Here is a 24,885-nt window from a genome sequence, read left to right on the forward strand (position 1 = left end):
CAGGTCGACTCTTTACTGTATGGAAAACCAGTATATACTGGATGCATACACAGTAATGTTGGCCCATACAGGATGAGACCATGCTGACCCAGCTGACCGTCAACAACTTCGCCATCGTCAAGTTTCTCGAACTCGATCTGCAACCGGGCATGACCTGCATCACGGGTGAGACCGGGGCCGGTAAATCCATCGCCATCGACGCCCTGGGCCTGTGCCTGGGGGAACGGGCCGAGGCCGGCATGGTACGACCGGACAGCGACAAGAGCGAGGTCAGCGCCCGCTTCCTGCTGGACGGCAACCCGGCCGCCCGCGCCTGGCTTGCCACCAACGAGCTGGAAAACGAAGGAGAGTGTATCGTGCGGCGGGTCATCTCCGCCGAGGGGCGCTCACGCAGCTACATCAACGGCGTGCCCGTCCCCCTCACCCAGCTCAAGAACCTGGGTCAGCTGCTGGTCAACGTCCATGGCCAGCATGCCCACCAGATGTTGCTCAAACCCGACTACCAGCTCGCCCTGCTCGATGGCTACGCCGGCCACCATCTGCTGCTCGATGAGGTGCGTCGCCACTACCAGCAGTGGCGCCAGCTGCAGAACGAACTCAACCGGCTCAAGGCCGAGCAGCAGCAGCGGGAGGCCCGTCGCCAGCTCATCGAATATCAGGTGCAGGAGCTGGACGAGTTCGCCCTGCAGCCGGGGGAGTTTGAAGAGATTGAAGAGGAGCACCAGCGCCTGGCCAACGGCACCGAACTGATGCAGGAGTGCGGCGCCTGTCTCGACCTGCTCTATGACAACGAAGAGACCACCATCGCCGGCCTGCTGCAGACCGTCGTCGATCGGGCCGAGAGCCTGGTCGCCATGGATAGCCGGCTAGGCGACGTGCTCGGCATGCTTAACGAGGCGCTGATCGGGGTGCAGGAGAGCCACAGCGAGCTGCGCAATTATCTGGACAGGCTGGAGCTGGATCCCGAGCGTTTCAACGAGCTGGAAGCCCGCCTCTCCAAGGCCATCAATCTGGCCCGCAAGCACCACGTCAAACCGGCCGAGCTGGCCCTGCACCACCAGGAGCTGGCCGCAGATCTGGCCCGCCTCAACTCCGACGAGGAGCGCCTGGAGGGGATGGAAGACGAGCTGGCCGAGGCCCGCCTGGCCTTTGTGCAAGCCGCAGAGGCCCTGAGCCAGAGTCGCCAGCGCTACGCCGAGGAGCTCGGCGCCAAGGTGAGTGCCAGCATGCACGAGCTGGCGATGCCGGATGGCCGCTTCGCCATCGAGGTACGCCCCGATGCCCAGAGCAGCCTCTCGCCCCTTGGCATCGATCGGGTGGAGTTCATGGTCACCACCAACCCGGGCCAGCCCATCCAGCCGCTCGGCAAGGTGGCCTCCGGCGGTGAGCTGTCGCGCATCAGCCTGGCCATCGTGGTCATCAGCGCCCGCAAGGTCTCCACCCCCACCCTGATCTTCGACGAGGTGGACGTGGGGATCAGCGGCCCGACTGCCGCCGTGGTGGGGCGCCTGCTGCGCCAGCTGGGTGAATCCACCCAGGTGATGGTGGTCACCCACCTGCCACAGGTGGCAGGCAAGGGCCATCAGCACATGGTGGTCAGCAAGCACACCGACGGCAAGACCACGGAAACCCAGATGCAGGCGCTGGATCAAGGGGCCCGTCTCAACGAGCTGGCCCGCCTGCTGGGGGGAGACCAGATCACCGACAATACCCTGGCCAACGCCCGCGAACTGCTGGCCTGCTGAGACAAAGGCCAGCCATCTGCACGCGGGGCCCACGGTGAGGATCAGGGACCCCGCGTCACCCCGCCTGCTGGTGACGGCGGTTTGCGGCTGAGCAACTGGTGCATCATCACCATGCTGCCGTTGCCGCATCCTGAAGGGTCACCCCTGGTGCTTTGCACGGCAGGGCCTGCCTAACCGGGTTGGAACATCTTTGCCACTAACCAACCCGATGCCACGGCCTCACCCCTTTGCTTGTCCGCCTTCGCCTCTCCAACTCCTGCGGCATGAACCTTGCGGCGATTAGCGAGCCCGCCGGCGCTTGCCACGCGGCTATCTCCTCCCGCTTGTCTCCCTGTCCAGGCTTGCCTCCCTTCCAGTCCTAATCTGCTACCCTGGTCTGTCTCCCTGTCCTGCCCCCAGACAATTCAGCAGCAGGAGTGGGCCCCCCTTTGACCACAGGATTTCACCCGCCGCAGAGCGGCCTGCGCCGGTTGCCATGAGCGGGGACGGCGCATAGAGTGAAACCAGAGCGGGGGCCAGCCCCCTGTTTTCCCATTTGCCCCGCATACCTGATCTTGCCTCAGGTACGTCATCAACCGCAGGAATGGCACCATGCTCCACGTGTTTGGTCACAAGAATCCCGACAGCGACAGTATCTGTACCGCTCTGGTTGCCGCCGACTGGCTCAATCGTCAGGGCCGGGCGGCCCAGGCCTATGCCCTCGGTGAGCCCATTGCGGAAACCCGCTTCATTCTGGAAACCGCCGGCGTTGCCGCCCCGCCTCTGCTGCAGGGCAGCGTGGCCAACAAGGAGGTGTTCCTGGTGGATTTCAGCGAGCTGGAGCAGGGCCCAGAAGGGCTGGCTGAGGCGGACGTGCAGGGCCTCATCGATCACCATCGCATCGGTACCCTCATCACCCGGGGCCCGCTCGATGCCTGGATCCGGGCCGTCGGGTGCAGCGCCACCGTGCTGCTGGAGCTGATGGGCTATGACACCCTCTCCCGCGCCCAGGCTCGCCTGCTGCTGGGGGCCATCATCAGCGATACCTTCAGCCTCACCTCGCCCACCACCACGGCCCGCGACCGCGCCGCCGTCCATGCCCTGCTGCCGCTGGCCGAACTGGCGCTGGAACCCTTTGCCCAGACCCTGCTGGAACGCCGCACCCAGCTCGGTGACGCCCCCATGACCGAGCTGCTGGCCGCCGACGAGAAGGCCTACCAGATCGCCGGCTACCAGCTCTATGTCAGCCAGATCTGCGTGATGGATCCCGCCCAGCTGCACAGCCGCCAGGCCGAGCTGGAACAAGCCATGCAAGAGCGGCTGATGCAGGACGAGCTGGATGCCTATGTGTTGATGCTGACCGATCTCGCCCAGGGGGGCAGCCAGCTCTACTTCGCCAGCAACGGTATTCTGCCCGAGCAGCCGACGCATCTGGTTGGCGCCGTCAGCCGCAAGAAGGAGGGGCTGCCCTGGCTGACCCGCTATCTCTCCGGCGAGCAGATCTGACCCCAGGCGGCGGGTCGGCCTCTGCCGACTCGCCGCCCACTCCTCTTTTCAACCCCCTCACCACCTGCCTCACCGGCCCATTCACGGTGCTTTCCGACCAGGCAACTCATGCTTTGCTCACACTTTTACCGCCTCGTACCCCATTTTCCCGCCAAAACCCGGTTTTCCTTCATTTTCCATTCAACTCAATCTGTTATGATGATGTAAACGAACATGGCCTGGCGATGCATCACCGACACGAGGTGACGCCTGCCGCACAGAGAGCCAGGTTCGTGCTATGCGACACATAGCGGGCACACAGTGGTATGGGACAGGTCGTTTGTCCCGGGTGACCCGCGCCATGCCAAGGGAGAACTGCTTATGACCTCAACCAATATTGTGCTGTTGCTGGAAGGCAAGGATTACGAGCAGGAGACGCTGGCCAAAGCGAGTCAATTGGCACAAGCCATGGGGGGCGAGCTGACCCTGTTGCACCTGACCCACAGCAGCAAGATGCGCCGCAAGAGCCTGTCGCTGTCGGAAGAGGAGCGCAGCGCTCAGGGCACGCTGGATGCCAAGGCCATCATCAGCGAGCTCATCACCACCCTGCAGCACCCGGTGGATTACCAGTGTCTGGTGGTCGATGACGTGGTGCCCGACCTGAAACGCTGGCTGGCCGCCAACCCGACCGATCTGCTGCTGGTCGGCAGCCGCCACCACTGGATGGAAGGCTCCCTGGCCCGCCTGCTCATCTACAAGCTGCCGATCGACATCCAGATCTGCCACGAGCCCTACAGCGAGCAGCTCAAAGCCGTCGGTTGATGACCGGGGTGCCCACCCGTGAGGTGGGCACCCTGTTGCCAGCTCCCTTTCGGGGTCCTTCTTACCCCGCCATCCCCTGCTTGTCCTCCTCATAGCCCCGGCCTAATGACAAGGCTATCTACATGTTTCCTTACATATTCATCGCTGTTTTTTAAGCCTCGTTTGCTGCAGGATATTGCCCTTGCACGCCTTCGTTCGCTTCTTTCAGGTGAAACATGAACATAACTCCCCAGCAGAGAAAAATTGCCCTGCTCGCCCTCGTCCTCTTGCTCGCCATCGGCTGGCTGATCTGGCCGAGCAAGACGCCCGAGCCGGTGCTGACCGCCCAAGTGACCCGTCAGGATGTGGAGCAGACCGTGCTGGCCAGCGGGGTACTGCAGGCCATCGAGCAGGTGGACGTCGGTGCCCAGGTCTCCGGCCAGGTCACCTATCTCGCGGTGGAGGCGGGCCAGAAGGTCAAGCAGGGGGATTTGCTGGCCGAGATAGACCCGCTCATCGCCCAGAACAACCTCAAGACCGCCGAGGCGGATCTCGCCAGTCGCCGCGCCCAGCTCAAGATCAAGCAGGCCCAGCTCAAGCAGAACGAGCTGAGCTGGCGCCGTCAGCAGCAGATGTTCAGGCAGGAGGCGAGCTCGCGCGCCGATCTGGAGAGCGCCGAAGCCCTCCTGGCCGTGACCAAAGCCGAGCTGCAAAGCGCCCAGGCCGAGGTCGAGAATGCCCAGATCAAGGTGGAGCGCACCAAGACCGAGCTCGGCTACAACCGCATTCAGGCCCCCATGGATGGCACCGTCGTCAGCATTGTGACACGTCAGGGGCAGACCCTGGCCGCCAGCCAGACGGTGCCGACCCTGCTCAAGCTCGCCAACCTGGAGACCATGACGGTCAAGGCGCAGATCTCGGAAGCGGACGTCACCCGGGTCAAGGCCGGCATGCCGGTCTACTTCACCCTGATGGGAGACCCGGATACCCGCTACCACGGCACCCTGCGCACCGTCGAGCTGGCCCCCACCAACATCAACGAACAGGCCACCAGCACCACGGCCACCAGCAACGCCGCCGTCTACTACTACGCCCTGTTCGACGTGCCAAACCCGGATCACACCCTGCGGGTCGCCATGACCACCCAGGTCACCATAGTGCTCGGCGAGCGCAAGCAGGTGCTGACCATTCCGCAGACCGCCCTTGGCAAGAAGCTCGGGGAGAACGAGTACGAGGTCACCCTGCTCAAGGAGGGCGATCAGAAGGAGACCCGCCGCATCAAGACCGGCATGAAGGACGACATCAAGATCGAAGTGGTCAGCGGCCTGAGCGAGCAGGAGAAGGTCAACCTGGGTCAGGGCAAGCCGGCCAGCAACAATGACGTGGAGATCATGCTGTGAGCGAGCCGCTGATCCAGCTCAAAGGGATAGAGCGCCGCTATCAGAGCGGGGAGCAGGAGGTTACCGTCCTGCATCCGCTGGATCTGACCATAGAGGCGGGGGAAATGATCGCCATCGTCGGCGCCTCCGGCTCCGGCAAGTCGACCCTGATGAACCTGCTGGGCTGCCTCGATCGGCCGAGCAGTGGCCAGTACCTGTTCCGCGGTCAGGATACCGCGACCCTGGATGCCCTCTCCCTCGCCCGGTTGCGCTGCCACCACTTCGGCTTCATCTTTCAGCGCTACCACCTGCTGCCGCACCTCAATGCCGCCGCCAACGTGGAGATCCCGGCCGTCTACGCCGGTACGCCACGGGCCGAGCGCCAGGCCCGCTCCCAGGCGCTGCTCACCCGGCTGGGGCTCAGCGATCGCAGCCATCACACCCCGAGCCAGCTCTCCGGCGGCCAGCAGCAGCGGGTCAGTATCGCCCGGGCGCTGGCCAACGGTGGCGAAGTGATCCTGGCAGACGAACCGACCGGGGCCCTCGACAGCCAGAGCGGCAAGGAGGTGATGGCCATTCTCAAGGAGCTCCACGCCCAGGGCCACACCATCATACTGGTGACCCACGACATGGAGGTGGCCAGCCACGCCGACCGGATCATCACCCTGAAAGATGGCCGGGTGCAGGAGGACAGCGGCCGCAAGCCGGCGGCCGTCCCCGTGACCCCGACCGCCGCCCCTGCCAGCAAGGAAGGGGCAGGCCACGACTGGGATCGCTACCGGGAAGCGGCGCGCATGGCGCTGCACGCCATGCTGGCCCACCGCATGCGCACCTTCCTCACCATGCTTGGCATCATCATCGGCATCGCCGCCGTGGTGAGCGTGGTGGCGCTCGGCCAGGGGGCCCGCGCCAAGGTGATAGATCAGATCAACGCCATGGGCACCAACACCATCGACATCTTCCCCGGCAAGGATTGGGGGGACGAGAAGGCGGCCAGCATCCAGACCCTCAACAAGCGGGATCTCGACGCCCTGCTCGGTCAGCCCTATCTGGAAGGGGCCAGTCCCCAGATAGCCGCCCCCGGTCAGCTGCGTTATCGCAACAAGACCAGCAGCGGTAGCATAGTGGGGGTCGGCAACGACTTCTTCCGGGTCAAGGGGATGAAGCTCACCAACGGCCGGTTGTTCGACGAGCGTGACATCCAGAACCGGGCGGCGGTGGCGGTAGTGGACGGCAAGACCATCGAGAGCCTGCTCGGCAAGCAGGATCCCGTCGGCCAGGTGGTACTGGTCGGCACCCTGCCGGTGCGCATCATCGGCGTGGTGGAAGAGGAGACCGGATTTGGCCGCAGCAGCCAGTCGGTGAACGTCTGGCTGCCCTACAGCGCCGTGATGAGCCGTCTCATCTCCCAGAACCACTTCAGCCAGCTCACCATCCGGGTCAAGGACGGGGTGCAACCGGCGCTGGCCGAACAGGCCGCCATCGAGCTGCTGACCCAGCGCCACGGGGTGAAGGACTTCTTCACCTTCAGCAGCGACAGCATCATCAAGTCGGTGGAGAAAACCACCGCCACCATGACGCTGCTGGTCTCCGCCATCGCGGTGATCTCCCTCATCGTCGGCGGCGTCGGGGTGATGAACATCATGCTGGTGTCGGTGGTGGAGCGAACCCGCGAGATCGGCATCCGCATCGCGGTCGGTGCCCGCCAGTCGGACATACTGCAGCAGTTTCTGATCGAGGCGGTGATGGTGAGCCTGCTGGGCGGCATGCTCGGGGTCGGCGTCTCCCTCTTCATAGGCCTGCTCTTCTCCCTGTTCGTGGAGAGCATCCAGATGCACTTCTCGCTCTTTTCCATCCTGATGGCGTTTGGCTGTTCCTCGCTCATCGGGATCCTGTTTGGCTACCTGCCCGCCCGCAATGCCGCCCGGCTCGACCCGGTCGAGGCGCTGGCGAGGGAATGACGATGTACCACTTATCCAAACTGGGGCTCTGCCTCACCCTGGCGCTCGGTCTCGGCGCCTGCAGCCAGCAGAGCAGCTATCAGCGGCAAGAGCTGGCGCTGGCCGGCCACTGGCAACAGCCGGACGACGGCCTCACCCGGCAGCAGGCCGGCCCCTGGTGGCAAGGCTTCCACGACCCCGAGCTGGATCGGCTGATCGAGGCCGTGCTGGCCGCCAACCCGGACATGCAGGTAGCCGGTCTGCGCCTGCGCAGTGCCCTGCTCGGCGCCGATCTGGCCGATACCAACCTGACCCCCTCGGTCAATGCCGGCATCAGCGGCAATGGCACCAAGGACCTGAACAGCGGCAAGGCCAGCGGCAGCATGGGTCCCTCCCTCACCCTCGGCTACGAGGTGGATCTGTGGGGCCGGCTCGCCTCGATACGGGATCAGGCGAGCTGGGAGGCCGAGGCCTCCGCCCAGGATCTGGCGGCCACCCGTCTGATGCTGATTGGCAAGGCGCTGGAGCAGTACTGGCAGCTGGCCTATCTCGGCTCGGCCATCACCCTCGGCCAGCAGCAGCTCGCCAACTATGAGCGCGCCGAGCAGCTGACCCAGGCCAAGTACCGGGCCGGCGCCGTGACCCGGCTCGACCTGGTGCAGGCCAGCCAGCAGAAAGCCGGCAAGCAGGCGGAGCTCAGCTCGCTCCTGATGCAGCAGGAGCAGGCCCGCAATGCCTTGCGGCTGTTGCTCGGTCGCAGTAGCGGCCCGCTGGCATTCGAACCCAAGGCGCTGCCGACGGCCCCCATCCCCACGCTGGCGGTCGGCATTCCGGCCGATGTGCTGGCGCGGCGCCCCGACGTGCGCGCCGCCGAGCTGCGCCTGCGCAAGACCCTGGCGAAGGGGGACGAGATCCGCACCGGTTTCTACCCCACCCTGAGCCTGACCGGCGGGGCCAGCAGCAGCTCGGACACCCTGACCCAGGTGCTGCAAAACCCGGTGGGTACCCTGAGCGCCACGCTGGCGCTGCCCTTCCTCGAATACAACAAGACCCGGCTCGCCATCGCAGGCTCCCAGCTCGATTACCAGATAGCCGAAGCGGAGTTTCGCAAGCAGCTCTACAGCGCGCTGGTGGAGGTGGAAGATGGTCTGGCCGCCCGCCACCACGGCGAGCAGCGCCTGAACTACCTGGCTGAGCAGCTGGACTTTGCCAAGGAGGCGGAGCGGCTGGCCAGAGCCCGCTACCAGGCTGGCGCCACCGGGGTGCAACCCTGGCTGGATGAGCAGAACCGGCTGTGGGATGCCGAGCTCGCCCTGCTCGGCCAGCAGAAGGAGCAGCTCAACACCATGGCCAGGATCTACAAAGCGCTGGGGGGCAGCGATCGCAGCTGACCAGTCTTGTCTCATGCCCTCGCACCGTGCGAGGGCATCAGGCATCACCCATACTGCTCCCCTTGTGTGCCTTTTTCCCTCGGCCAGGGTCTGACTGCTGGCACACAAACCAATTGATAATAATTTTCATTTAATGAAGAATGGGCGCCATTATCAGTCAGGAGTATGCCCATGTCCCAGTCCGTCCCGGTCAATCGTCCCCGTCTGCTCACGGTCAAGCACATTCAGGATGTGAGCCCGCACCTGCGCCGGATCTGCCTGACCAGCCCGGAGCTCGCTGACTACCCCTTCACCTGTGGCGGCGCCCATATCAAGATCATGCTGCCCCAGCCGGGCCAGGCCCATGCCGTACTGCCCACCCCCACCCCGCAGGGGCCGCGCTGGGAAGATCCGAGCCAGCGCCCCATCATGCGCACCTTCACCATTCGCGCATTTCGCCGCGAGGCGCTGGAGCTGGATATCGACTTCGCCCTGCACGGCGATGGCGGCCCCGCCAGCCGCTTTGCCAACGAGGTCAAGCCAGGCGACCTGCTGGCCATCTCGGGCCCAGGTGGTCCGGACCCCATGCTGCAGCCTGCCAGCCACTACTACATGGTGGGGGATCTCACCGCACTGCCTGCCATCAGCGCCATGGCCGAGGTGATGCCCGCCGATGCCCGCGGCCACATCGCCCTGCTGGTGCCCTATCAGGAAGATGTGCAGGATCTGTCGCTGCCCGCCGGGGTAACCCTGCGCTGGTTTGTCGGTTCCCCCGAAGAGACGGCGCCGCTGGTGGAGTACTTCACCGCCCTGCCGCTGGAGGAGCAACAGAGCTACTTCTGGTTCGGCGGGGAAGAGGGATTGGTGGTCCCCATGCGCCGCCACGTACGGCGCACGCTCGAGGTGGATCGCACCCGGGTCTACGCCGTGCCCTACTGGCGCCACGGCAAGGATGAAGAGGCCTATCACCATGCGCGTCACGACGTGATGGACAGCTGAATCAGCTGATTTTGTCCTAAAATATCAAGCTCATGGTCTACCGGCCATGGGCTTGATTGCCATTGGTGCAATGCCACCCGCCTGCTCTCCCCCCCATTCTGGTATGCCGCTCGGTTGTGCTTGCATTTGCGGCCGACAACAAGATAATGATAATCACTCTCAACAATAACAGGTGATGACGCCCCATTGCAGCTCCCTCGTCCGGGTCCCGGTGTGGAGTGCACGTCATTCACTCCATTTGCACAGCAAGGTAATCCAGATGGCAGTCTTGAACTCGGTAATGCGCGCCTTCGCGGTGGAGGCTCTCCCCACTCCTGCCGACCTGTTGGCACTTCACTCCTGTCCCGCCGACCTGGCAACCCGGATCGATCAGCACCGTCAGCAGGTTCGCCAGATCCTGAGCGGGGATGACGATCGCCTGCTGGTGGTCATCGGTCCCTGCTCCATTCACGATCCCCTCGCCGCCCTCGATTACGCCCGGCGGCTGGCGGTGCTGGCCCACGACTATCGGGATCGGCTGCAGATTGTGATGCGCACCTATTTCGAGAAGCCCCGCACCACGGTGGGCTGGAAGGGCCTGGTGTTCGATCCCCATCTGGACGGCAGCAACGACATAGGTCATGGCCTGCAGCTGGCACGCCAGCTGCTGCTCGACATCAACCGGCTGGGGCTGGCCACCGCCACCGAGTTTCTCGATACCACCAGCTTCCTCTACCTGGCCGATCTCATCAGCTGGGGAGCGATCGGCGCCCGTACCACGGAGTCACAAGTGCACCGGCAGCTGGCCTCGGCCCTGCCCTGTCCCATCGGTTTCAAGAACGGTACCGATGGCAACATCCGGGTGGCCATCGATGCCATCCAGGCCAGCGAAGCCTCCCACCTGTTTACCGCCCCCGGCAGCCAGGGCGGCATGGTGGTGATCAAGAGTGAGGGCAACCCGGCCGGCCACATCATCTTGCGCGGCGGCACCCGCCCCAATTATCACCAGAGCGACGTGGAAGAGGCGGCCGAGCGACTGGCACGGCAGGGGCTCACGCCCCGGCTGATGGTAGATTGCAGCCACGGCAACAGCCAGAAACTGCACAAGAACCAGATCCGGGTGGCAGGAGAGCTCTGCCGCCAGCTGGGGGAAGGCAGCGACACCATCGCCGCCGTTATGGTCGAGAGCTTCCTGCAGGGGGGCAGCCAGAAACCGGCGCCGCTGACCGAGCTGGTATATGGCCAGTCGGTCACCGATGCTTGTCTGTGCTGGGACGATACCCAGACCCTGCTCGCCATGCTGGCAGAGGCCGTCGAGACACGGCGCCTGCACCCTGGTCGGGCACAACCGGACACCGCCCGCTGGCATGCCCAGTTGGCAAGTTGAACGACCATCAGCAATAAGGCTCCCATAACGGGAGCCTTATTATTTTGCCGATATTCCCACCCTGTCGATTGCTCGGGTCTACCGATTAAATGACCAGCTCACTCTTTTTCCATGCAAAGTACACTGACATTCGGATCCGGCTGGAATTAATAATAAGTTGGCTCAGGTATTACCCACTGCAGGCCGCAAACCAGCAGTCTCCCCCGGTCAGGGTGGATAACCACGCGGTAAAATCCGGCGAGTTATGGAGCAAAAAAGAGACACGCCTTGCGACTGGCTTAATGCGTTTCCCATTGCCACATCGTCAGCCAGCTAATACCTGACGGGCTATATGAGTCCAGATATGGCTGACATTTCGATGATCACGTGACAACAAAAGCGCGCACAGGGAGCCATCGGTACGACCATATCCAATTAATCATTCCATCATGGGGCGACCAATTGACGTGCAGAGTGCCGGTCTGAATGCGACACAACAAGGTCGTATCAGGGCAGTTGGGGAATTGACAGAAGATATTTTTGGTGAGCACAAATAATAATGCCGCCTCATGGGCGGCATCATTCATGACTGATCCCGTGGATCAGATCAGGAAATCATTCAGATCCTTGCCCAGTGCCACTTGCTCGGCAATGGCTTTCGGCATGCGGCCTTGACCAGTCCAGGTTTTCTCCTGGCCATCTTCCTGGTACTTGTACTTGGCAGGACGCGGGGCGCGCTTGCTCTTGGTCGCACCAGCAGCGGCAGCCGGGGCGGCGGTGCTGTTCAGCAGCTCACGGGGATCGATACCGGCCTGCTGCAGCATTTCAGTGAACTCGCTCAGCTTGCGCTGACGCTCTTCCTGTTCGGCACGCTCTTGTTCAACAGACTCGGCACGCTCGTTATATACCAGCTCGAACTTTTCTTTTGCTTCTTGCAGCTGTTCAAACGGCAATTCACGGATGGCAGCGCGCAGGCTGCGAATGTTCAGCAGAACTTTCAGAAACTCGTTCATTACTTCCTCACAGAATTATTTTTGTTTGTCACAGGGATAACACAGCTTGAGAATAGCACGGCTGTTTGATGACAACATAATGATTTTATAGCCGCGGTCACTTTCTTAACAAAAAAGTGCGGCTGAATATACCGCTGACTTTATTCAGCCATTCCCCATTACGTCACACCAGCTCATCTTTTGCCATGCAATTCCCCATACCGGGTATGGCAAATAGCACAGATGTGCCCCGTTATATTTTCCATCACAGTTGCGACCGCTATTTTTACAATTGGCCACGGTTGTTAAAACCTGACTCACCCACATGAGACTCAAGGTAGACGATTGACACTATATATTACCGGCAGCCGCCACTGCCGGGGATCCCTCTCAGACCGCCTGATGGAATAGACCCAGGGATCTTGCCTGCTATTCCAGGATCAACCGCCGCCAGGGGCCGGTGATCTCGCAGTGGCCGGTTTCTGCCGTATTCTGCCATCCCAGTCGATGATAAAAGGCCAGCGCCGCCGTGTTGTGGGTCGCCACCTTGAGTGAGGCGGGCTTTTGAAAAGAGGCCAACCCGTGACTCAGCAGGGCCCGCCCCACCCCCTGCCCATGCCAGTCGGCCGAGACATACAGGTGGTGAACGAAGCTTTCATCTCCCCAGATGGAGACAAATCCGCAAGGCGCTCCCCCCTGCTCGGCTACCCAGATCTGCTCGCCCCGGGTCTGCTCGTCAAAATCTTCCAGCCGAAAATGCGCGGGATCGACCCAGTGAAACGTCTGCCGCCGCCCTTTGAGAAACAGCTGCGCCAGCTGGGGAATATCCGTCTCTTGCATGACTCTGATCATCAAAGCGTCCTTGTCATTGTGACTGCCTGACCCCACTCTCAATGGAACACAGGCACCATGTCAAATCGCACGGGCATAATAGTCTCTCGGCGATGGCAGGGGTGTGACACACCTCTGTCCATTTCATAAGCCATGGGACTATACTGCCTGAGTCCCATGTATGGATGGTTTGAGGCTCGCTGATTTATGGATAACAAGCAGATAGAAGGCAACATCTTTGTTCCGGCCCATATCGACGATGTCTGGCGCGCCTGGACAACCGAGAGTGGCCTGCGCAGTTTTCTGGCGCCGGAGTGCCTGATGGTGCCCGAACCGAATGGTCCCTTCGAAATCTATTTCAGACCCGATGCCCCGCTGGGTGAACGTGGCAGCGAAGGTTGCCGGGTGATGGCCGTCATGCCCCACGACCTGCTCAGCTTCAGCTGGAATTTCCCGCCCTCCCTGCCCCACATCCGCCTGCAGAAGACCCAGGTCAGCCTGCGGTTCGTGCCGGAAGGCCAGGGCACCCGGCTCTACTTCCTGCAAACCGGCTGGGCCAACGACCCGGACTGGGATCAGGGCTACGCCTATTTTCGCGAAGAGTGGCTGGAAACCAGCCTGCCCCGCCTGCAATACCGCTTCACCCACGGCCCCATCGACTGGAACAACCCGCCGGACAAGCAGCAACTGAAATCCCTGGCTCAATAAGAGCCCATATAAAGAAGAACACCGCCAACTGGCGGTGTTTCTTTTTTCATGGAGATCAGACTCGGCGCACGCTGACTCACACCCCCAGCCGGTCGCGCAGGGTATACCAGGCGGCGCCGGCGGCGGTGAAGGGGATGCGGAACAGGCGGCCACCCGGGAAGGGGTAGTGCGGCAGTTTGGCAAAGGCATCGAAGCGCTCAGCCTGACCGCTCAACACCTCGGAGAGCAGCTTGCCCGCCAGATGGGTACAGGTGACGCCATGGCCGCTGTAGCCCTGCATGTAGTAGATGTTGGAGCCGATACGGCCAAACTGCGGCAGGCGCGACAGGGTCAGCAGGAAGTTGCCGGTCCAGGTGTACTCCACCTTGACGTCCGCCAGTTGCGGGAAGGTTTTCAGCATCTTGGGGATGATCAGCCGCTCGATGTCCGCCGGATCCCGCGCCCCATAGACCACGCCACCGCCATAGATCAGCCGATGATCGCCGGAGGTACGGTAGTAGTCGAGCAGATAGTTGCAATCTTCCAGGCAGTAGTTTTGCGGCAGCAGCGAGCGGGCCCGCTCCTCTCCCAGCACCTCGGTGGCGATAACCTGAGTGCCGCAAGGCATGCTCTTGCCGGCGAGCTCAGGCACCAGATTGCCGAGATAGGCGTTGCCGGCCACCACCACGAAGCGCGCCTTTACCGCCCCCTTGGCGGTCTTGACCAACGCAGGCGTGCCCGGGGTGATGCTGATGACGGCGGACTGTTCGAAGATCTTGCCCCCCTGCAAGCGGATGGCCTCCGCCTCCCCCAGCGCCAGGTTGAGGGGGTGGATGTGGCCGCCGCTCTTGTCGAGCAGGGCGCCGACGTAGCGATCGCTCGCCACCACCTCGCGCACGCCGTCGGCATCGAGCAGCTCCAGCTTGTCGTTGCCCCACTTCTCCCAGCGCGCCTGCTGCGCCTTGAGCTCGTGCAGCTGCTTCTCGGTCTCGGCGGCGAACACCCCGCCCTCCTGCAGATCACACTGGATGTTGTAGCGCTTGATCCGCTCGCGGATGATCTGGCCCCCCTCAAACAGCATGGAACCGAGCAGCCTGGCCTGATCCGGCGGGCAGTTCGCTTCTATGGTGTCGATGTCGCGGCTGTAGGAGTTGACGATCTGGCCGCCGTTGCGACCGCTGGCGCCAAAACCCACCCGGGCCGCCTCCAGCACCACCACCGAATAGCCCTTTTCCACCAGGTGCAGCGCGCTGGAGAGGCCGGTATAACCCGCCCCGATGACGCAGACGTCACACTCCAGCTGTTCGGTCAACGTCGGATAGGGCGCGTGTTTGTTGGCACTGGCTGCGTAGTAACTGTTTACATGTTCGGTCATGATCCCTGTTTCCTTACCGGTTCTTTTCCCAAACGAGACGATGTCTCGGCACTAGAAGTTGGCCGGGGTGTGGGCGCTGACGATGCGGCAGACCTGCCCCGACGGATTGCTGAAACTGTGGGGCTCGCCCGTGTCGATCACGTAGCTGTCCCCGGCGCTGAGCGGATAGGTCTGGCCCGCCACCGTCAGGATCACAGATCCCTCCAGCACGGTGCCCACCTCCTCCCCCAGATGCGTGACCTGGCCGCCGGTATCGGTACCGGGGGCGTAGGTCTCCAACATGAAGCCGAGCTGGCGGCGGTTGTTGCCGTTGTGCACCAGCTTCATGGAGACCCCCTGGCTGCCCAGCTCGATCAGCTGCTCGGCCTTGATCACCACGCTCGGCGTACCGCCCTCCTCTTCCGCGAAGAAGCGCGACAGCGGCAGCTCATAGACGCTGAGCAGCTTTTGCAAAGAGGCCACCGAGGGGCTCACCTTGTCCTGCTCTATCATGCAGATGGCGCCATGGGTCAGCCCGCTCAGCTCGGCCACCCGCCGCTGGGAGAGCCCGAGCCGCCGGCGGGTCGCCGCCAGACGCTCGCCCATGCTCTGCGCCACCCCCTTGTCCGTCATGGGGTTGTCGGTCATGGACTGCCAGCGCGTCTCGCCCTGTGGTTGCTGCATTCGGCCACCTCCCTGTGTGCCTGTCAGGTGCCAGCTGGGCACCCGGTTAAAATAGCGAGTCAATCCCACCGGCCTGTTTGTTATCCTGCACAGTGCATGCCGTTCATTATTTTGCACACCCTGCACCGCAAAAACCGGTAAAATCGCTCCAACAGCTCCATTTCTAGCACGCGAGACACAGTTTACTCAAATATATTTAACACTTGAAAAACATTTCAGCTCAATTTATGGTCTTCCTGTGCTTATTATTCTATACGGTGGCGGCACAGGATGAGCCGGCCCCCTGACCCACAATCGAGGCTTGCTATCTATGTCAGCATCACAACCCGCACTCTCCCTGATCAAATCCCTTGCCTATATAGATGGCCGCTGGTGTGAAGCCGGCGGCGGACGCCGGTTCGAGGTGCACAACCCGGCCACCGGTCAGGTCATTACCCAGGTGCCCGACATGGACGAGGGCGACACCCGCCGCGCCATCGCCGCCGCCTACGCGGCCCAGCCCGGCTGGGCCGCGCTCACCGCCAAGGAGCGCAGCAATCGGCTCTACGCCTGGTTCGAGCTCATCATGGCCAACCAGGAGGAGCTGGCCCGCATCATGACCTGCGAGCAGGGCAAGCCGCTGGCCGAGGCCAAGGGCGAAGTGGCCTATGGCGCCAGCTTCATCCAGTGGTTCGCGGAAGAGGGCAAACGCGCCTACGGCCGCACCATTCCGGGTTTCTCCAGCGATCGCCGGCTGGCCACCATCAAGCAGCCGGTCGGGGTGGTCGCCGCCATCACCCCCTGGAACTTCCCCATCGCCATGATCACCCGCAAGGCGGGCCCGGCGCTGGCCGCCGGTTGCACCATCGTCATCAAGCCGGCTGCCGAGACGCCGCTCTGCGCGCTGGCGCTGGCAGCGCTGGCGGAGCAGGCAGGCATCCCGGCCGGGGTCATCAACATCGTCACCAGCCATCAGGCCGCGGCGGTGGGCAACGAGCTGTGCAACAACAAGACGGTGCGCAAGCTCTCCTTCACCGGCTCCACCCGCATCGGCAAGCTGTTGATGCGCCAGTGCGCCGACACCATGAAGAAGCTGTCGCTGGAGCTCGGCGGCAACGCCCCCTTCATCGTGTTTGACGACGCCGACCTCGACGCCGCCATCGCCGGGGCGCTCGCCTCCAAATACCGCAACGCCGGCCAGACCTGCGTCTGCGCCAACCGTATCCTGGTGCAGGCCGGCATCTACGACGCCTTCGCCGAGAAGCTCACCGCCGCAGTCAAGGCCTTCAAGGTGGGCGACGGCATGAGCGAGGGCACCCAGATAGGCCCGCTCATCAACCCGGCCGCCGCCAGCAAGGTGGCCGAGCTGGTCAAGCAGGCCACCGCCGCCGGCGCCGAGCTGCTGCTGGGGGGCGAAGCCCACCCCGCCGGCCCGCTCTTCTACCAGCCCACCATTCTGGGCAAGGTCGACAAAACCAACCCCATCCTGCAGGAGGAGATCTTCGGCCCGGTGGCGCCCTTGGTGCGCTTCGACACCGAGGCCGAGGCCATCGCCCTGGCCAACGACACTCCTTATGGTCTGGCCGCCTACTTCTATGGGCGCGACATCGCCCGCGTCTGGCGGGTGGCCGAGCAGCTCGAATACGGCATGGTCGGCATCAACGAGGGGATCATCTCGACCGAATTGGCCCCCTTTGGCGGCATCAAGGAGTCGGGCCTCGGTCGTGAAGGGGCAGCCGAGGGGCTGGAGGAGTACCTCGAGACCAAATACCTCTGCTTCGGCGGCATCCGCTAGGCAGCCACATCTTGCGCCGGCGGCCGGGCCTGCAACAGGGGCCCGCCACCCGCCGGCGCAGCCATATCAGTTCACAAGGACGAAGTGAGTGCTCCCAAGGGGCCTCGCCACATTGAGACAGGGGCCCCCGGCCCCTCAGGGAGGAAAGATGAGTCAGTCAGCATCAAACAAGGCGTGGCAAGCACGCCGCGAAGCGGCCGTGGTCAACGGCGTCGGCACCCTGCTGCCGGTGTTTATCGAGCGGGCGCAAAATGCCGAGCTGTGGGATGTGGAGGGCAACCGCTACATCGATTTTGCTTCCGGCATCGCCGTGCTCAACACCGGCCACAACCACCCGAAAGTGGTGGCGGCGGTACGCGCGCAGCTGGAAAAATTCAGCCACACCTGCTTCCAGGTTACCCCCTACCCCGGCTATATCGAGCTGGCGGAAAAATTGAATGCCCTGGTGCCCGGCCCCACCCCGAAACGCACCCTGTTTCTCTCCACCGGCGCCGAGGCGGTGGAGAACGCCATCAAGATCGCCCGCGCCCACACCGGTCGCAGCGGCACCATCGCCTTCAAGGGGGGCTTTCACGGCCGCACCATGATGGGGATGGCGCTCACCGGCAAGGTGGTGCCCTACAAAACCGGCTTCGGTCCCTTCCCGGGAGAGGTCTATCACCTGCCCTTCCCGAGCGACTATCTGGGGGTGAGCGAGGCCGATGCGCTGGCTGCGCTGGATCTCTGCTTCAGCTCGGATATCGAGCCGGCCCGGGTGGCCGCCATCATCATCGAGCCGGTGCAGGGTGAAGGGGGCTTCTACCCCGCCTCCGCCAGCTTCATGCAGCGCCTGCGCCAGCTGTGCGATCAGCACGGCATCCTGCTCATCTGCGACGAGATCCAGAGCGGTTTCTGTCGCACCGGCAAGACCTTCGCCACCGAATATGCCGGCATCGAGCCGGACATCATGACCCTGGCCAAGAGCCTGGCCGGCGGCTTCCCGCTCTCCGCCGTGGTGGGCAAGGCGGAGGTGATGAACGCCGCCAAGCCGGGTGGTCTGGGCGGCACCTATGCCGGCTCTCCCATCGCCTGCGCCGCCGCCCTGGCGGTGCTGGAGGTGATCGAAGAGGAGCAGCTCAACCAACGGGCCCAGGCTCAGGGCGAGCAGATCAAGGCCCGCCTGCAGCAGCTGGCGGAGCGCTTTGACTGCATCGGCGACATCCGCGGCCCCGGCGCCATGGTGGCCATGGAGCTGGTCAAGCAGCGCGATGCGGCCAGCCCGGATGCCGACCTCACCAAGCGGCTGGTGGCCGAGGCGGGCAAGCGTGGACTGGTGCTGCTGGCCTGCGGTGTGCGCGCCAACGTCATCCGCTTCCTGGCGCCGCTGACGGCCTCGCCGGCCCTCATCGACGAGGGGCTGGATCTGCTCGAACAGGCCCTGCTGGCAGCCCAGGACTGATCAGAACCGCAACATCCGCTCATCAGTGCAAAAAAATGCGTTTTTGCCCCCTTGATATGCTTGTCAAGGGGGCAACACGAATGCACAATGCGCCGCCGCAACAAAGGACCGACCACTTGCTGAGTCAGGTTCTTTTTTTGCGGCAAACAAATCCACAACGAGGCCGGAACCGACCGGAAATGATAGCGAGATGGGTTGCCATCTCACGACACCCGCTTCTCTAGTGAGGAACACCATGGGGTATTTCACTGCTTTCCTGCCGGCCCACGCCGGTCTGCGCCGCGTCTCTGGCGCCCCCTATGCCCAGGTTGATACCGTCAGCCTGATCCCTTCGGCCCGGATTGAGGGGAAAGCACAATGAATGCCCAACCCGTCGGCCTGAAAAAAAGCCTCAAACTGTGGCACGTGGTCATCATGGGGCTGGCTTACCTGACCCCCATGGCCGTGTTCGACACCTTCGGCATCGTCACCGAGATCACCGAAGGCCATGTGCCCACCGCCTACCTGTTCGCCCTCATCGGCATGCTGTTCACCGCCATGAGCTACGGCCACCTGGTACGCAAGTTTCCCTCGGCAGGCTCCGCCTATACCTATGCCCAGAAGGTGTTTCACCCTTACGTGGGTTTCATGGTGGGCTGGGTCTCTCTGCTCGACTACATGTTCATGCCGATGATCAACATGTTGCTGGCCAAGATCTACATGGAGGCCCTGTTCCCGAGCGTGGAACCCTGGACCTACATCCTCGGTCTGGCCACCGTCATGACCCTGCTCAACCTGCGCGGCATCAAGCTGGTGGCCAACTTCAACAGCCTGATCGTCATCATGCAGTTCAGCATCATCGCCGTCTTCATCGGCCTCATCGCCTGGGGTGTCTACCATGGCGAGGGGCTCGGCACGGTGGCGAGCAGCCGTCCCTTCTTCTCCGAGCACATGAATGTGGCCCCTCTGCTGACCGGCGCCTCCATTCTCTGCCTGTCGTTCCTCGGTTTTGACGCCATCACTACCCTGAGCGAAGAGACCCCGGACGCCTCCCGGGTGATCCCCCGCGCCATCGTGCTGACGGCGCTGATCGGCGGCGTGCTGTTCATCTCCGTCTCCTACTTCCTGCAGCTGTTCTTCCCGGACATCTCCCGCTTCCAGCAGCCGGATGCGGTGCTGCCAGAGATCGCCCTCTATGTGGGCGGCAAGCTGTTCCAGGCGGTGGTACTGGTCTGCACCACAGTGGCGGTGCTGGCCTCCGGGCTCGCCTCCCACGCCGGCGTGTCGCGCCTGCTCTACGTGATGGGGCGGGATCGCGCCCTGCCGAGCCGCTTCTTCGCCTACGTTCACCCGACCTGGCAGACCCCGGCCCTGAACGTGCTGCTGGTGGGGGTACTGGCCCTCTCGGCGGTGTCGTTCGACCTGGAGATGGCACTGGCGCTGATCAACTTCGGTGCCCTGGTGGCCTTCACCTTCGTCAACCTGGCGGTGATCGCCCACTTCTACGTCAAGCTCGGTCACAACAAGACGCTGCGGGACCATCTGGTGTTCCTGCTGCTGCCCCTGTGCGGGGCCGCCTGCATCGGCGTGCTCTGGCTCAACCTGGAGCCGGCCTCCTTCGAACTGGGGCTGATTTGGGCCGCACTCGGCGCCCTCTATCTGCTGCTGCGCCTCACCGTGTTCCGGGTCCAGCTGCGCCGGCCCGAAACCGACGCCTCTTAAGCCTTCTTTGCGTTCACAGCGCCCGCCCTCTGCGGGCGCTTTTTTTTACCCCTGTCAGCCCTGCGCAACAGCCATGTTCGCGCGTGACCTGCGTCGCTGCAGCCCCCGTCAACACTGGCTGCCAGCCCGGTGGCGCAGCCTGACCTGACCCAGGTCAACAAAATCCCCCAACGGGGGCTTTTTTGCTTGTGTCCTCCCCCCCCTGAGGGCACAATACGCCGCCCCTGAGAGCCGATGTTTTTTGCAGCATCGGTTCTTCGTTTTTTAGGGGAAAACCACATTCACCAAGAGGCCGGACTTTGTACCGGAATTGATATCGAGATTGCCAGGCAATCTCCCGACGTTGTGAGGAAAAACATGGGGCATTTCACTGCTTTCCTGCCGGTGCCCGCCGGCGTACGCCACCCGTCTGTGCCGCAGACCGGCGTCCCCTGTGTCCAGCGACGCGCTGCGTCCCTGATCCCGTCCCCCTTCGCCAACCTGGCGATCGCAGAGGAGAAAGCGTGATGGCCGGTGCCAAGCTGCTCAAGACGCTCACCCTCTTCCAGGTAGTGGTGATGGGTCTGGCTTACCTCACACCCATGGCGGTATTCGATACCTTTGCCATCGTCGGTGACATTACCGAAGGCCGCGTCGCCACCGCCTATCTGCTGGCGCTCGGCGGCATCCTGCTGACCGCCTTCAGCTATGGCCATCTGGTGCGCCGCTTCCCCTCGGCGGGCTCGGCTTATACCTATGCCCAGAAGGTGTTCAACCCCTACATCGGTTTCATGGTCGGCTGGTCCTCCCTGCTCGACTACATGTTCATGCCGATGATCAACATCCTGCTGGCCAAGATCTACCTGACCGCCATGTTCCCCGGCGTCGAGCCCTGGATCTTCATCTTCGGTCTGGTGACCGTGATGACCTTCCTCAACCTTCGCGGCATCAACCTGGTGGCCAACTTCAACGGCGTCATCGTCTTCATCCAGCTCGCCATCATCACCGTCTTCCTCGGTCTGATGGGCTGGGGCATCTATCACGGTGAAGGGGCGGCGACCCTGCTGAGCAGCCGGCCGTTCCACTTCGAGTCGGCCGGCATGGTGCCGCTGTTTACCGGCGCCACCATCCTCTGCTTCTCGTTCCTGGGCTTTGACGGCTTGAGCTCGCTCTCCGAAGAGACCCCCAACGCCGGCAAGGTGATCCCGCGCGCCATCGTGCTGACCGCGCTGATCGGCGGCATCATCTTCGTGGCCGTCTCCTACTTCCTGCAGCTCTACTTCCCGGACCTGGCCCGCTTCAAGGAGCCGGACGCCGTGCTGCCGGAGATCGCCCTCTACGTCGGCGGCACCCTGTTCCAGAGCGTGGTGCTGGTGTGCACCACGGTAGCCGTGCTGGCCTCCGGCATGGCCGCCCACGCCGGCGTATCGCGCATCCTCTACGTGATGGGGCGTGACCGGATGATCCCGGAGCGGGTGTTCGGCTACATCCACCCGAAATTCCGCACCCCGGCCATCAACGTGCTGATGGTGGGCGCCCTGGCGCTCTCCGCGGTGTCGTTCGATCTGGACATGGCGCTGGCGCTGGTGAACTTCGGTGCCCTGGTGGCCTTCACCTTCGTCAACCTGTCGGTCATCGGCCAGTTCTGGGTGCGCGAGAAGCGCAACAAGAGCCTCAAGGAGCACCTGCTGTTCCTGGTGCTGCCACTGCTGGGCGCCGCCACCATAGGCGCGCTCTGGATCAACCTGGAGCAGAGCTCGCTGGAGCTGGGCCTGATCTGGGCCGGCCTTGGCGTCACCTACCTGTTCCTGCGCCTCGCGGTGTTCCGCATCCCCTTCCGTCAGTACGAAGAGGCGGCCGACACCCAGTAAGGGCGACGAGCAGACGCACAAATGCAGAAGGGGAGCCATGGCTCCCCTTCTTGCTGTGCACGCCGCGCTCGCGGCCCCGCCCAAAGCAGGCAGGCTGATCAGCCCTGATTGATCACCGCGGTAGCGGCCGCCTTGAGCGGATCCTTGGCCACCGCCTTCACATCCTGCTGGGTCTGCTTGAGCTGCTGGCCGGCCTGATTGACCTTCTGCTGGGTCCCCTGCAGCTGGCTCTTGCCCTCTTTGAGGCCGGCGGTTTTCTGGTCCAGCACGTCCGTGGTGTTCTTCTTCACCTCGGCCTTGGCCTTCTCTTTCTGCTGGCGCACCAGCTTGTCGGTATCGCAGTTGCCCTTGACCCCCAGGGTCGCGTTGAGCGCCTCGTTCTTCACCGCCTTGTCGAGGTTGCACTCGGATTTGAACACGCTCGCCTGCGCACCGGCAGACAGCAGACCCAGGGACAGACACAGCACCCATGCACGCATAACAACATCACTCTCGTTGAGGGAAGGAAAGGGGGCAGCATAGCGCCCTGACTCCCGGCTGCAAGCCGCGCGGGGGATCTGTGGCCAAACCGGCCGGGATCCCGGCCAGCTCCGACACCTCTTGTCCAATGGGACCCGCCGTCCATGTCATCAAAGCATCACAAAAGTGTCACTTTGTCATATTTCTGTCATGGAGCCTTGGTCTAATGCGCCCGTCCATTTTCACGCAGACTGTCCCAAGAGGCTTCATGCACAGCACCCCATCTTTCGCACAACAGCAGACCCGTCGTACCGGCCCACTGTTCAACTGGCTCGCTGTCATCACTCTGATCTACCTGATCCTGGTTGCCGTCGGCGCCGTCTCCCACGGCTTCAAGGGCTTCTCTGGCGGCGCCGAGGGCGCGGCCCAGATCTTCGCCTTCGCCAGCAACCCCTTCGTCGCCCTGCTGCTCGGCATCCTGGCGACCGCGCTGGTGCAATCCTCCAGCACGGTCACCTCGGTCATCGTCGGCCTGGTGGCCGGCGGCCTGCCCATCGGCATGGCCATCCCCATGGTGATGGGCGCCAACCTTGGCACCACCATCACCAACACCATCGTCTCCCTCGGCCATATCCGGGATCGGGGCGAGTTTCGCCGCGCCTTTGCCGCTGCCACCGTGCACGACTTCTTCAACCTGCTGGCGGTGTTCATCTTCCTGCCGCTGGAACTGATGTTCGGCCTGCTGCAAAAGAGCGCCGAGGCGCTGGCCGACCTGCTGGCGGGCTCCGCCGACATGTCGATGCAGGGAATGGACTTCATGAAGCCGCTGCTCTCCCCGGCCCTCACCTTCATCGACGGCCTGGTCGCCTTCCTGCCGGGCAAAGGGCCCGCCATCGCCACCATCTGCATCGGCATCCTGCTGATCCTCGGCTGCGTCACCTGGCTCGGCAAGATGCTGCAGCGGGTGCTGGTAGGCCGTGCCAGGGATCTGCTGCACCGTGCGCTGGGCCGCGGTCCGCTGACCGGCATCGCCTCCGGCACCCTGGTCACCGTGATGGTGCAGTCCTCTTCCACCACCACCAGCCTGATGATCCCGCTGGCCGGCGGCGGCGTGTTCAGCACCCGTCAGCTCTACCCCTTCACCCTGGGCGCCAACATCGGCACCACCATCACTGCCCTGCTGGCCGCCACCGCCATCAGCGGCGCCGGGGCCAAGCTGGCGCTGACCATCGCCCTGGTGCACGTGCTGTTCAACCTGTTCGCCGTGGTGCTCATCTACGGGGTGCCCTTCCTGCGCGAGCTGCCGGTCAAGGCGGCCGAGGGGCTGGCCAGGATTGGCAGCGAGAACAAGCTGCTGGCGCTTGGTTACGTGGCGGGCCTCTTCTTTGCCCTGCCCGCCCTGATGATGGTGGCCGCCAAGTAACGACAGGGGCCGGGGGATGCGCTGCGTCCCTCGGCCCCGGCTCTGGCTCTGGCTCAGGCTTTGCCCGTCCAGTCACATCTTGCCGCCCGCCGGCTCGCCCTCGCCCCCCGGCTGGGATAAGATGCCGCTCTCACTGCCCTCTCGGCATTTCACGACATAGGGATACCCGATGAAATTCGTTTTGATCGCGCTGCTGGTTGCCGGCGTCGCCTACTACTTCTACTCGAGCAGCAACAACAAGAAGCAGGCCGTGGAAAACGTGCGCAAGGGCGCCGAGTTCCTCGCCGCCAACAAGGAAAAACCCCTGGTGACCACCACTGCCTCCGGCCTGCAGTATGAAGTGCTGACCCCGGGCACCGGCACCGTTCACCCTACCGCCACCAGCAAGGTGAAGGTGCACTACGAGGGCAAGCTGCTGGATGGCACCGTCTTCGACAGCTCGGTCGCCCGCGGCGAGCCCATCGAGTTTGGCCTCAACCAGGTGATCGCCGGCTGGACCGAAGGGGTGCAGCTGATGGTGGAAGGGGAGAAGACCCGCTTCTACATCCCCGCCAACCTGGCCTACGGCGATCGCGCCGCCGGCAAGATCCCGCCGGGATCCGTTTTGATCTTCGACGTGGAGCTGCTCGGTATTCAGTAAACCAGCCAG

The 24,885-nt window shown here is 63.4% G+C and carries 22 protein-coding genes; 17 read left to right on the plus strand and 5 right to left on the minus strand.

Annotation, left to right across the window (positions count from 1 at the left end):
• Positions 1–80: 80 nt before the first annotated feature.
• The 8 genes from recN (at position 81) to PG899_RS11450 (ending at position 11,064) form a co-directional block, all read left to right on the plus strand.
• Positions 81–1,745, plus strand: a complete 1,665-nt coding sequence (gene recN, locus PG899_RS11415; protein WP_011706784.1) for a DNA repair protein RecN — start codon at positions 81–83, stop codon at positions 1,743–1,745.
• Positions 1,746–2,336: 591 nt separating this feature from the next.
• Positions 2,337–3,230: a DHHA2 domain-containing protein gene (locus tag PG899_RS11420; RefSeq protein ID WP_077097629.1), complete on the plus strand. Its 894-nt coding sequence runs from the start codon at positions 2,337–2,339 to the stop codon at positions 3,228–3,230.
• Positions 3,231–3,590: 360 nt separating this feature from the next.
• On the plus strand, positions 3,591–4,031 hold the full coding sequence (locus PG899_RS11425; RefSeq protein ID WP_011706786.1) for a universal stress protein: 441 nt from the start codon (positions 3,591–3,593) through the stop codon (positions 4,029–4,031).
• A gap of 215 nt (positions 4,032–4,246) precedes the next feature.
• Positions 4,247–5,410: a macrolide transporter subunit MacA gene (macA, locus tag PG899_RS11430; RefSeq protein ID WP_270697374.1), complete on the plus strand. Its 1,164-nt coding sequence runs from the start codon at positions 4,247–4,249 to the stop codon at positions 5,408–5,410.
• Complete coding sequence (locus PG899_RS11435) at positions 5,407–7,350, plus strand: MacB family efflux pump subunit (RefSeq protein ID WP_024945087.1); 1,944 nt, start codon at positions 5,407–5,409, stop codon at positions 7,348–7,350. Before macA ends, PG899_RS11435 begins: the two co-directional genes overlap by 4 nt.
• Positions 7,347–8,720 (plus strand): efflux transporter outer membrane subunit, encoded by a 1,374-nt coding sequence (locus PG899_RS11440; protein ID WP_024945088.1) that lies wholly within the window; start codon positions 7,347–7,349, stop codon positions 8,718–8,720. Before PG899_RS11435 ends, PG899_RS11440 begins: the two co-directional genes overlap by 4 nt.
• Positions 8,721–8,891: 171 nt before the next feature.
• On the plus strand, positions 8,892–9,698 hold the full coding sequence (locus tag PG899_RS11445; protein WP_024945089.1) for a siderophore-interacting protein: 807 nt from the start codon (positions 8,892–8,894) through the stop codon (positions 9,696–9,698).
• 259 nt (positions 9,699–9,957) lie between these two features.
• On the plus strand, positions 9,958–11,064 hold the full coding sequence (locus PG899_RS11450; RefSeq protein WP_024945090.1) for a 3-deoxy-7-phosphoheptulonate synthase: 1,107 nt from the start codon (positions 9,958–9,960) through the stop codon (positions 11,062–11,064).
• A gap of 581 nt (positions 11,065–11,645) precedes the next feature.
• Here the strand turns inward: PG899_RS11450 and PG899_RS11455 are convergent.
• Positions 11,646–12,056: an H-NS family histone-like protein gene (locus PG899_RS11455; protein WP_024945091.1), complete on the minus strand. Its 411-nt coding sequence runs from the start codon at positions 12,054–12,056 to the stop codon at positions 11,646–11,648.
• Positions 12,057–12,464: 408 nt separating this feature from the next.
• Positions 12,465–12,887 carry a GNAT family N-acetyltransferase gene (locus tag PG899_RS11460; protein ID WP_041213686.1) on the minus strand — a complete coding sequence of 141 codons (423 nt, stop codon included), beginning with the start codon at positions 12,885–12,887 and terminating at the stop codon, positions 12,465–12,467.
• A 186-nt stretch (positions 12,888–13,073) separates the two neighbouring features.
• Here PG899_RS11460 and PG899_RS11465 point away from each other — a divergent pair, with 186 nt between their 5' ends.
• Positions 13,074–13,574, plus strand: a complete 501-nt coding sequence (locus PG899_RS11465) for an SRPBCC family protein (protein WP_011706794.1) — start codon at positions 13,074–13,076, stop codon at positions 13,572–13,574.
• A 76-nt stretch (positions 13,575–13,650) separates the two neighbouring features.
• Here the strand turns inward: PG899_RS11465 and PG899_RS11470 are convergent, their stop codons facing one another.
• Both PG899_RS11470 and puuR read right to left on the minus strand, forming a co-directional pair.
• Positions 13,651–14,928 carry an NAD(P)/FAD-dependent oxidoreductase gene (locus tag PG899_RS11470; RefSeq protein WP_024945092.1) on the minus strand — a complete coding sequence of 426 codons (1,278 nt, stop codon included), beginning with the start codon at positions 14,926–14,928 and terminating at the stop codon, positions 13,651–13,653.
• Between the two features lie 51 nt (positions 14,929–14,979).
• On the minus strand, positions 14,980–15,591 hold the full coding sequence (puuR, locus tag PG899_RS11475; protein ID WP_024945093.1) for an HTH-type transcriptional regulator PuuR: 612 nt from the start codon (positions 15,589–15,591) through the stop codon (positions 14,980–14,982).
• Between the two features lie 310 nt (positions 15,592–15,901).
• Here puuR and PG899_RS11480 point away from each other — a divergent pair, with 310 nt between their 5' ends.
• The 6 genes from PG899_RS11480 to PG899_RS11505 all read left to right on the plus strand — a co-directional run bounded on the left by PG899_RS11480 (position 15,902) and on the right by PG899_RS11505 (position 22,354).
• Positions 15,902–17,365, plus strand: a complete 1,464-nt coding sequence (locus PG899_RS11480) for an NAD-dependent succinate-semialdehyde dehydrogenase (RefSeq protein WP_043159660.1) — start codon at positions 15,902–15,904, stop codon at positions 17,363–17,365.
• A 148-nt stretch (positions 17,366–17,513) separates the two neighbouring features.
• Positions 17,514–18,803, plus strand: coding sequence for a 4-aminobutyrate--2-oxoglutarate transaminase (gene gabT, locus PG899_RS11485; RefSeq protein WP_113994788.1), 1,290 nt, complete (start codon positions 17,514–17,516; stop codon positions 18,801–18,803).
• Positions 18,804–19,038: 235 nt separating this feature from the next.
• Positions 19,039–19,164, plus strand: coding sequence for a hypothetical protein (locus tag PG899_RS11490; protein WP_254902341.1), 126 nt, complete (start codon positions 19,039–19,041; stop codon positions 19,162–19,164).
• Positions 19,161–20,504 (plus strand): APC family permease, encoded by a 1,344-nt coding sequence (locus tag PG899_RS11495; RefSeq protein WP_011706801.1) that lies wholly within the window; start codon positions 19,161–19,163, stop codon positions 20,502–20,504. Before PG899_RS11490 ends, PG899_RS11495 begins: the two co-directional genes overlap by 4 nt.
• A 357-nt stretch (positions 20,505–20,861) precedes the next feature.
• Positions 20,862–21,011, plus strand: a complete 150-nt coding sequence (locus tag PG899_RS11500; RefSeq protein ID WP_162847489.1) for a hypothetical protein — start codon at positions 20,862–20,864, stop codon at positions 21,009–21,011.
• Positions 21,011–22,354 carry an APC family permease gene (locus PG899_RS11505; RefSeq protein ID WP_011706802.1) on the plus strand — a complete coding sequence of 448 codons (1,344 nt, stop codon included), beginning with the start codon at positions 21,011–21,013 and terminating at the stop codon, positions 22,352–22,354. The genes PG899_RS11500 and PG899_RS11505 overlap by 1 nt, the downstream gene beginning before the upstream one ends.
• 98 nt (positions 22,355–22,452) lie before the next feature.
• Here the strand turns inward: PG899_RS11505 and PG899_RS11510 are convergent, their stop codons facing one another.
• Positions 22,453–22,833 (minus strand): hypothetical protein, encoded by a 381-nt coding sequence (locus tag PG899_RS11510; protein WP_016351481.1) that lies wholly within the window; start codon positions 22,831–22,833, stop codon positions 22,453–22,455.
• 248 nt (positions 22,834–23,081) lie between these two features.
• Between PG899_RS11510 and PG899_RS11515 the strand changes: the two genes are divergently transcribed.
• Together PG899_RS11515 and PG899_RS11520 are read left to right on the plus strand one after the other, a co-directional pair.
• Complete coding sequence (locus PG899_RS11515; RefSeq protein WP_113994786.1) at positions 23,082–24,236, plus strand: Na/Pi cotransporter family protein; 1,155 nt, start codon at positions 23,082–23,084, stop codon at positions 24,234–24,236.
• 169 nt (positions 24,237–24,405) lie between these two features.
• A complete protein-coding gene (locus PG899_RS11520) occupies positions 24,406–24,876 on the plus strand; it encodes an FKBP-type peptidyl-prolyl cis-trans isomerase (RefSeq protein WP_016351483.1) in 471 nt (156 codons plus the stop codon).
• Positions 24,877–24,885 lie beyond the last annotated feature (9 nt).

It is taken from the genome of Aeromonas sp. QDB39 (genome assembly GCF_027707585.1).
In the GTDB taxonomy this organism is placed as follows: Bacteria; Pseudomonadota; Gammaproteobacteria; order Enterobacterales; family Aeromonadaceae; genus Aeromonas; species Aeromonas hydrophila.

Coding starts and splice junctions, on each gene's coding strand:
- PG899_RS11520 (WP_016351483.1), top strand. CDS start 24,406: ATGAAATTCGTTTTGATCGCGCTGCTGGTTGCCGGCGTCGCCTACTAC.
- PG899_RS11515 (WP_113994786.1), top strand. CDS start 23,082: ATGCACAGCACCCCATCTTTCGCACAACAGCAGACCCGTCGTACCGGC.
- PG899_RS11505 (WP_011706802.1), top strand. CDS start 21,011: ATGGCCGGTGCCAAGCTGCTCAAGACGCTCACCCTCTTCCAGGTAGTG.
- puuR (WP_024945093.1), bottom strand. CDS start 15,591: ATGCAGCAACCACAGGGCGAGACGCGCTGGCAGTCCATGACCGACAAC.
- PG899_RS11500 (WP_162847489.1), top strand. CDS start 20,862: ATGGGGCATTTCACTGCTTTCCTGCCGGTGCCCGCCGGCGTACGCCAC.
- PG899_RS11440 (WP_024945088.1), top strand. CDS start 7,347: ATGACGATGTACCACTTATCCAAACTGGGGCTCTGCCTCACCCTGGCG.
- PG899_RS11495 (WP_011706801.1), top strand. CDS start 19,161: ATGAATGCCCAACCCGTCGGCCTGAAAAAAAGCCTCAAACTGTGGCAC.
- PG899_RS11425 (WP_011706786.1), top strand. CDS start 3,591: ATGACCTCAACCAATATTGTGCTGTTGCTGGAAGGCAAGGATTACGAG.
- PG899_RS11480 (WP_043159660.1), top strand. CDS start 15,902: ATGTCAGCATCACAACCCGCACTCTCCCTGATCAAATCCCTTGCCTAT.
- gabT (WP_113994788.1), top strand. CDS start 17,514: ATGAGTCAGTCAGCATCAAACAAGGCGTGGCAAGCACGCCGCGAAGCG.
- PG899_RS11445 (WP_024945089.1), top strand. CDS start 8,892: ATGTCCCAGTCCGTCCCGGTCAATCGTCCCCGTCTGCTCACGGTCAAG.
- PG899_RS11420 (WP_077097629.1), top strand. CDS start 2,337: ATGCTCCACGTGTTTGGTCACAAGAATCCCGACAGCGACAGTATCTGT.
- PG899_RS11455 (WP_024945091.1), bottom strand. CDS start 12,056: ATGAACGAGTTTCTGAAAGTTCTGCTGAACATTCGCAGCCTGCGCGCT.
- PG899_RS11470 (WP_024945092.1), bottom strand. CDS start 14,928: ATGACCGAACATGTAAACAGTTACTACGCAGCCAGTGCCAACAAACAC.
- recN (WP_011706784.1), top strand. CDS start 81: ATGCTGACCCAGCTGACCGTCAACAACTTCGCCATCGTCAAGTTTCTC.
- macA (WP_270697374.1), top strand. CDS start 4,247: ATGAACATAACTCCCCAGCAGAGAAAAATTGCCCTGCTCGCCCTCGTC.
- PG899_RS11510 (WP_016351481.1), bottom strand. CDS start 22,833: ATGCGTGCATGGGTGCTGTGTCTGTCCCTGGGTCTGCTGTCTGCCGGT.
- PG899_RS11460 (WP_041213686.1), bottom strand. CDS start 12,887: ATGATCAGAGTCATGCAAGAGACGGATATTCCCCAGCTGGCGCAGCTG.
- PG899_RS11450 (WP_024945090.1), top strand. CDS start 9,958: ATGGCAGTCTTGAACTCGGTAATGCGCGCCTTCGCGGTGGAGGCTCTC.
- PG899_RS11465 (WP_011706794.1), top strand. CDS start 13,074: ATGGATAACAAGCAGATAGAAGGCAACATCTTTGTTCCGGCCCATATC.
- PG899_RS11490 (WP_254902341.1), top strand. CDS start 19,039: ATGGGGTATTTCACTGCTTTCCTGCCGGCCCACGCCGGTCTGCGCCGC.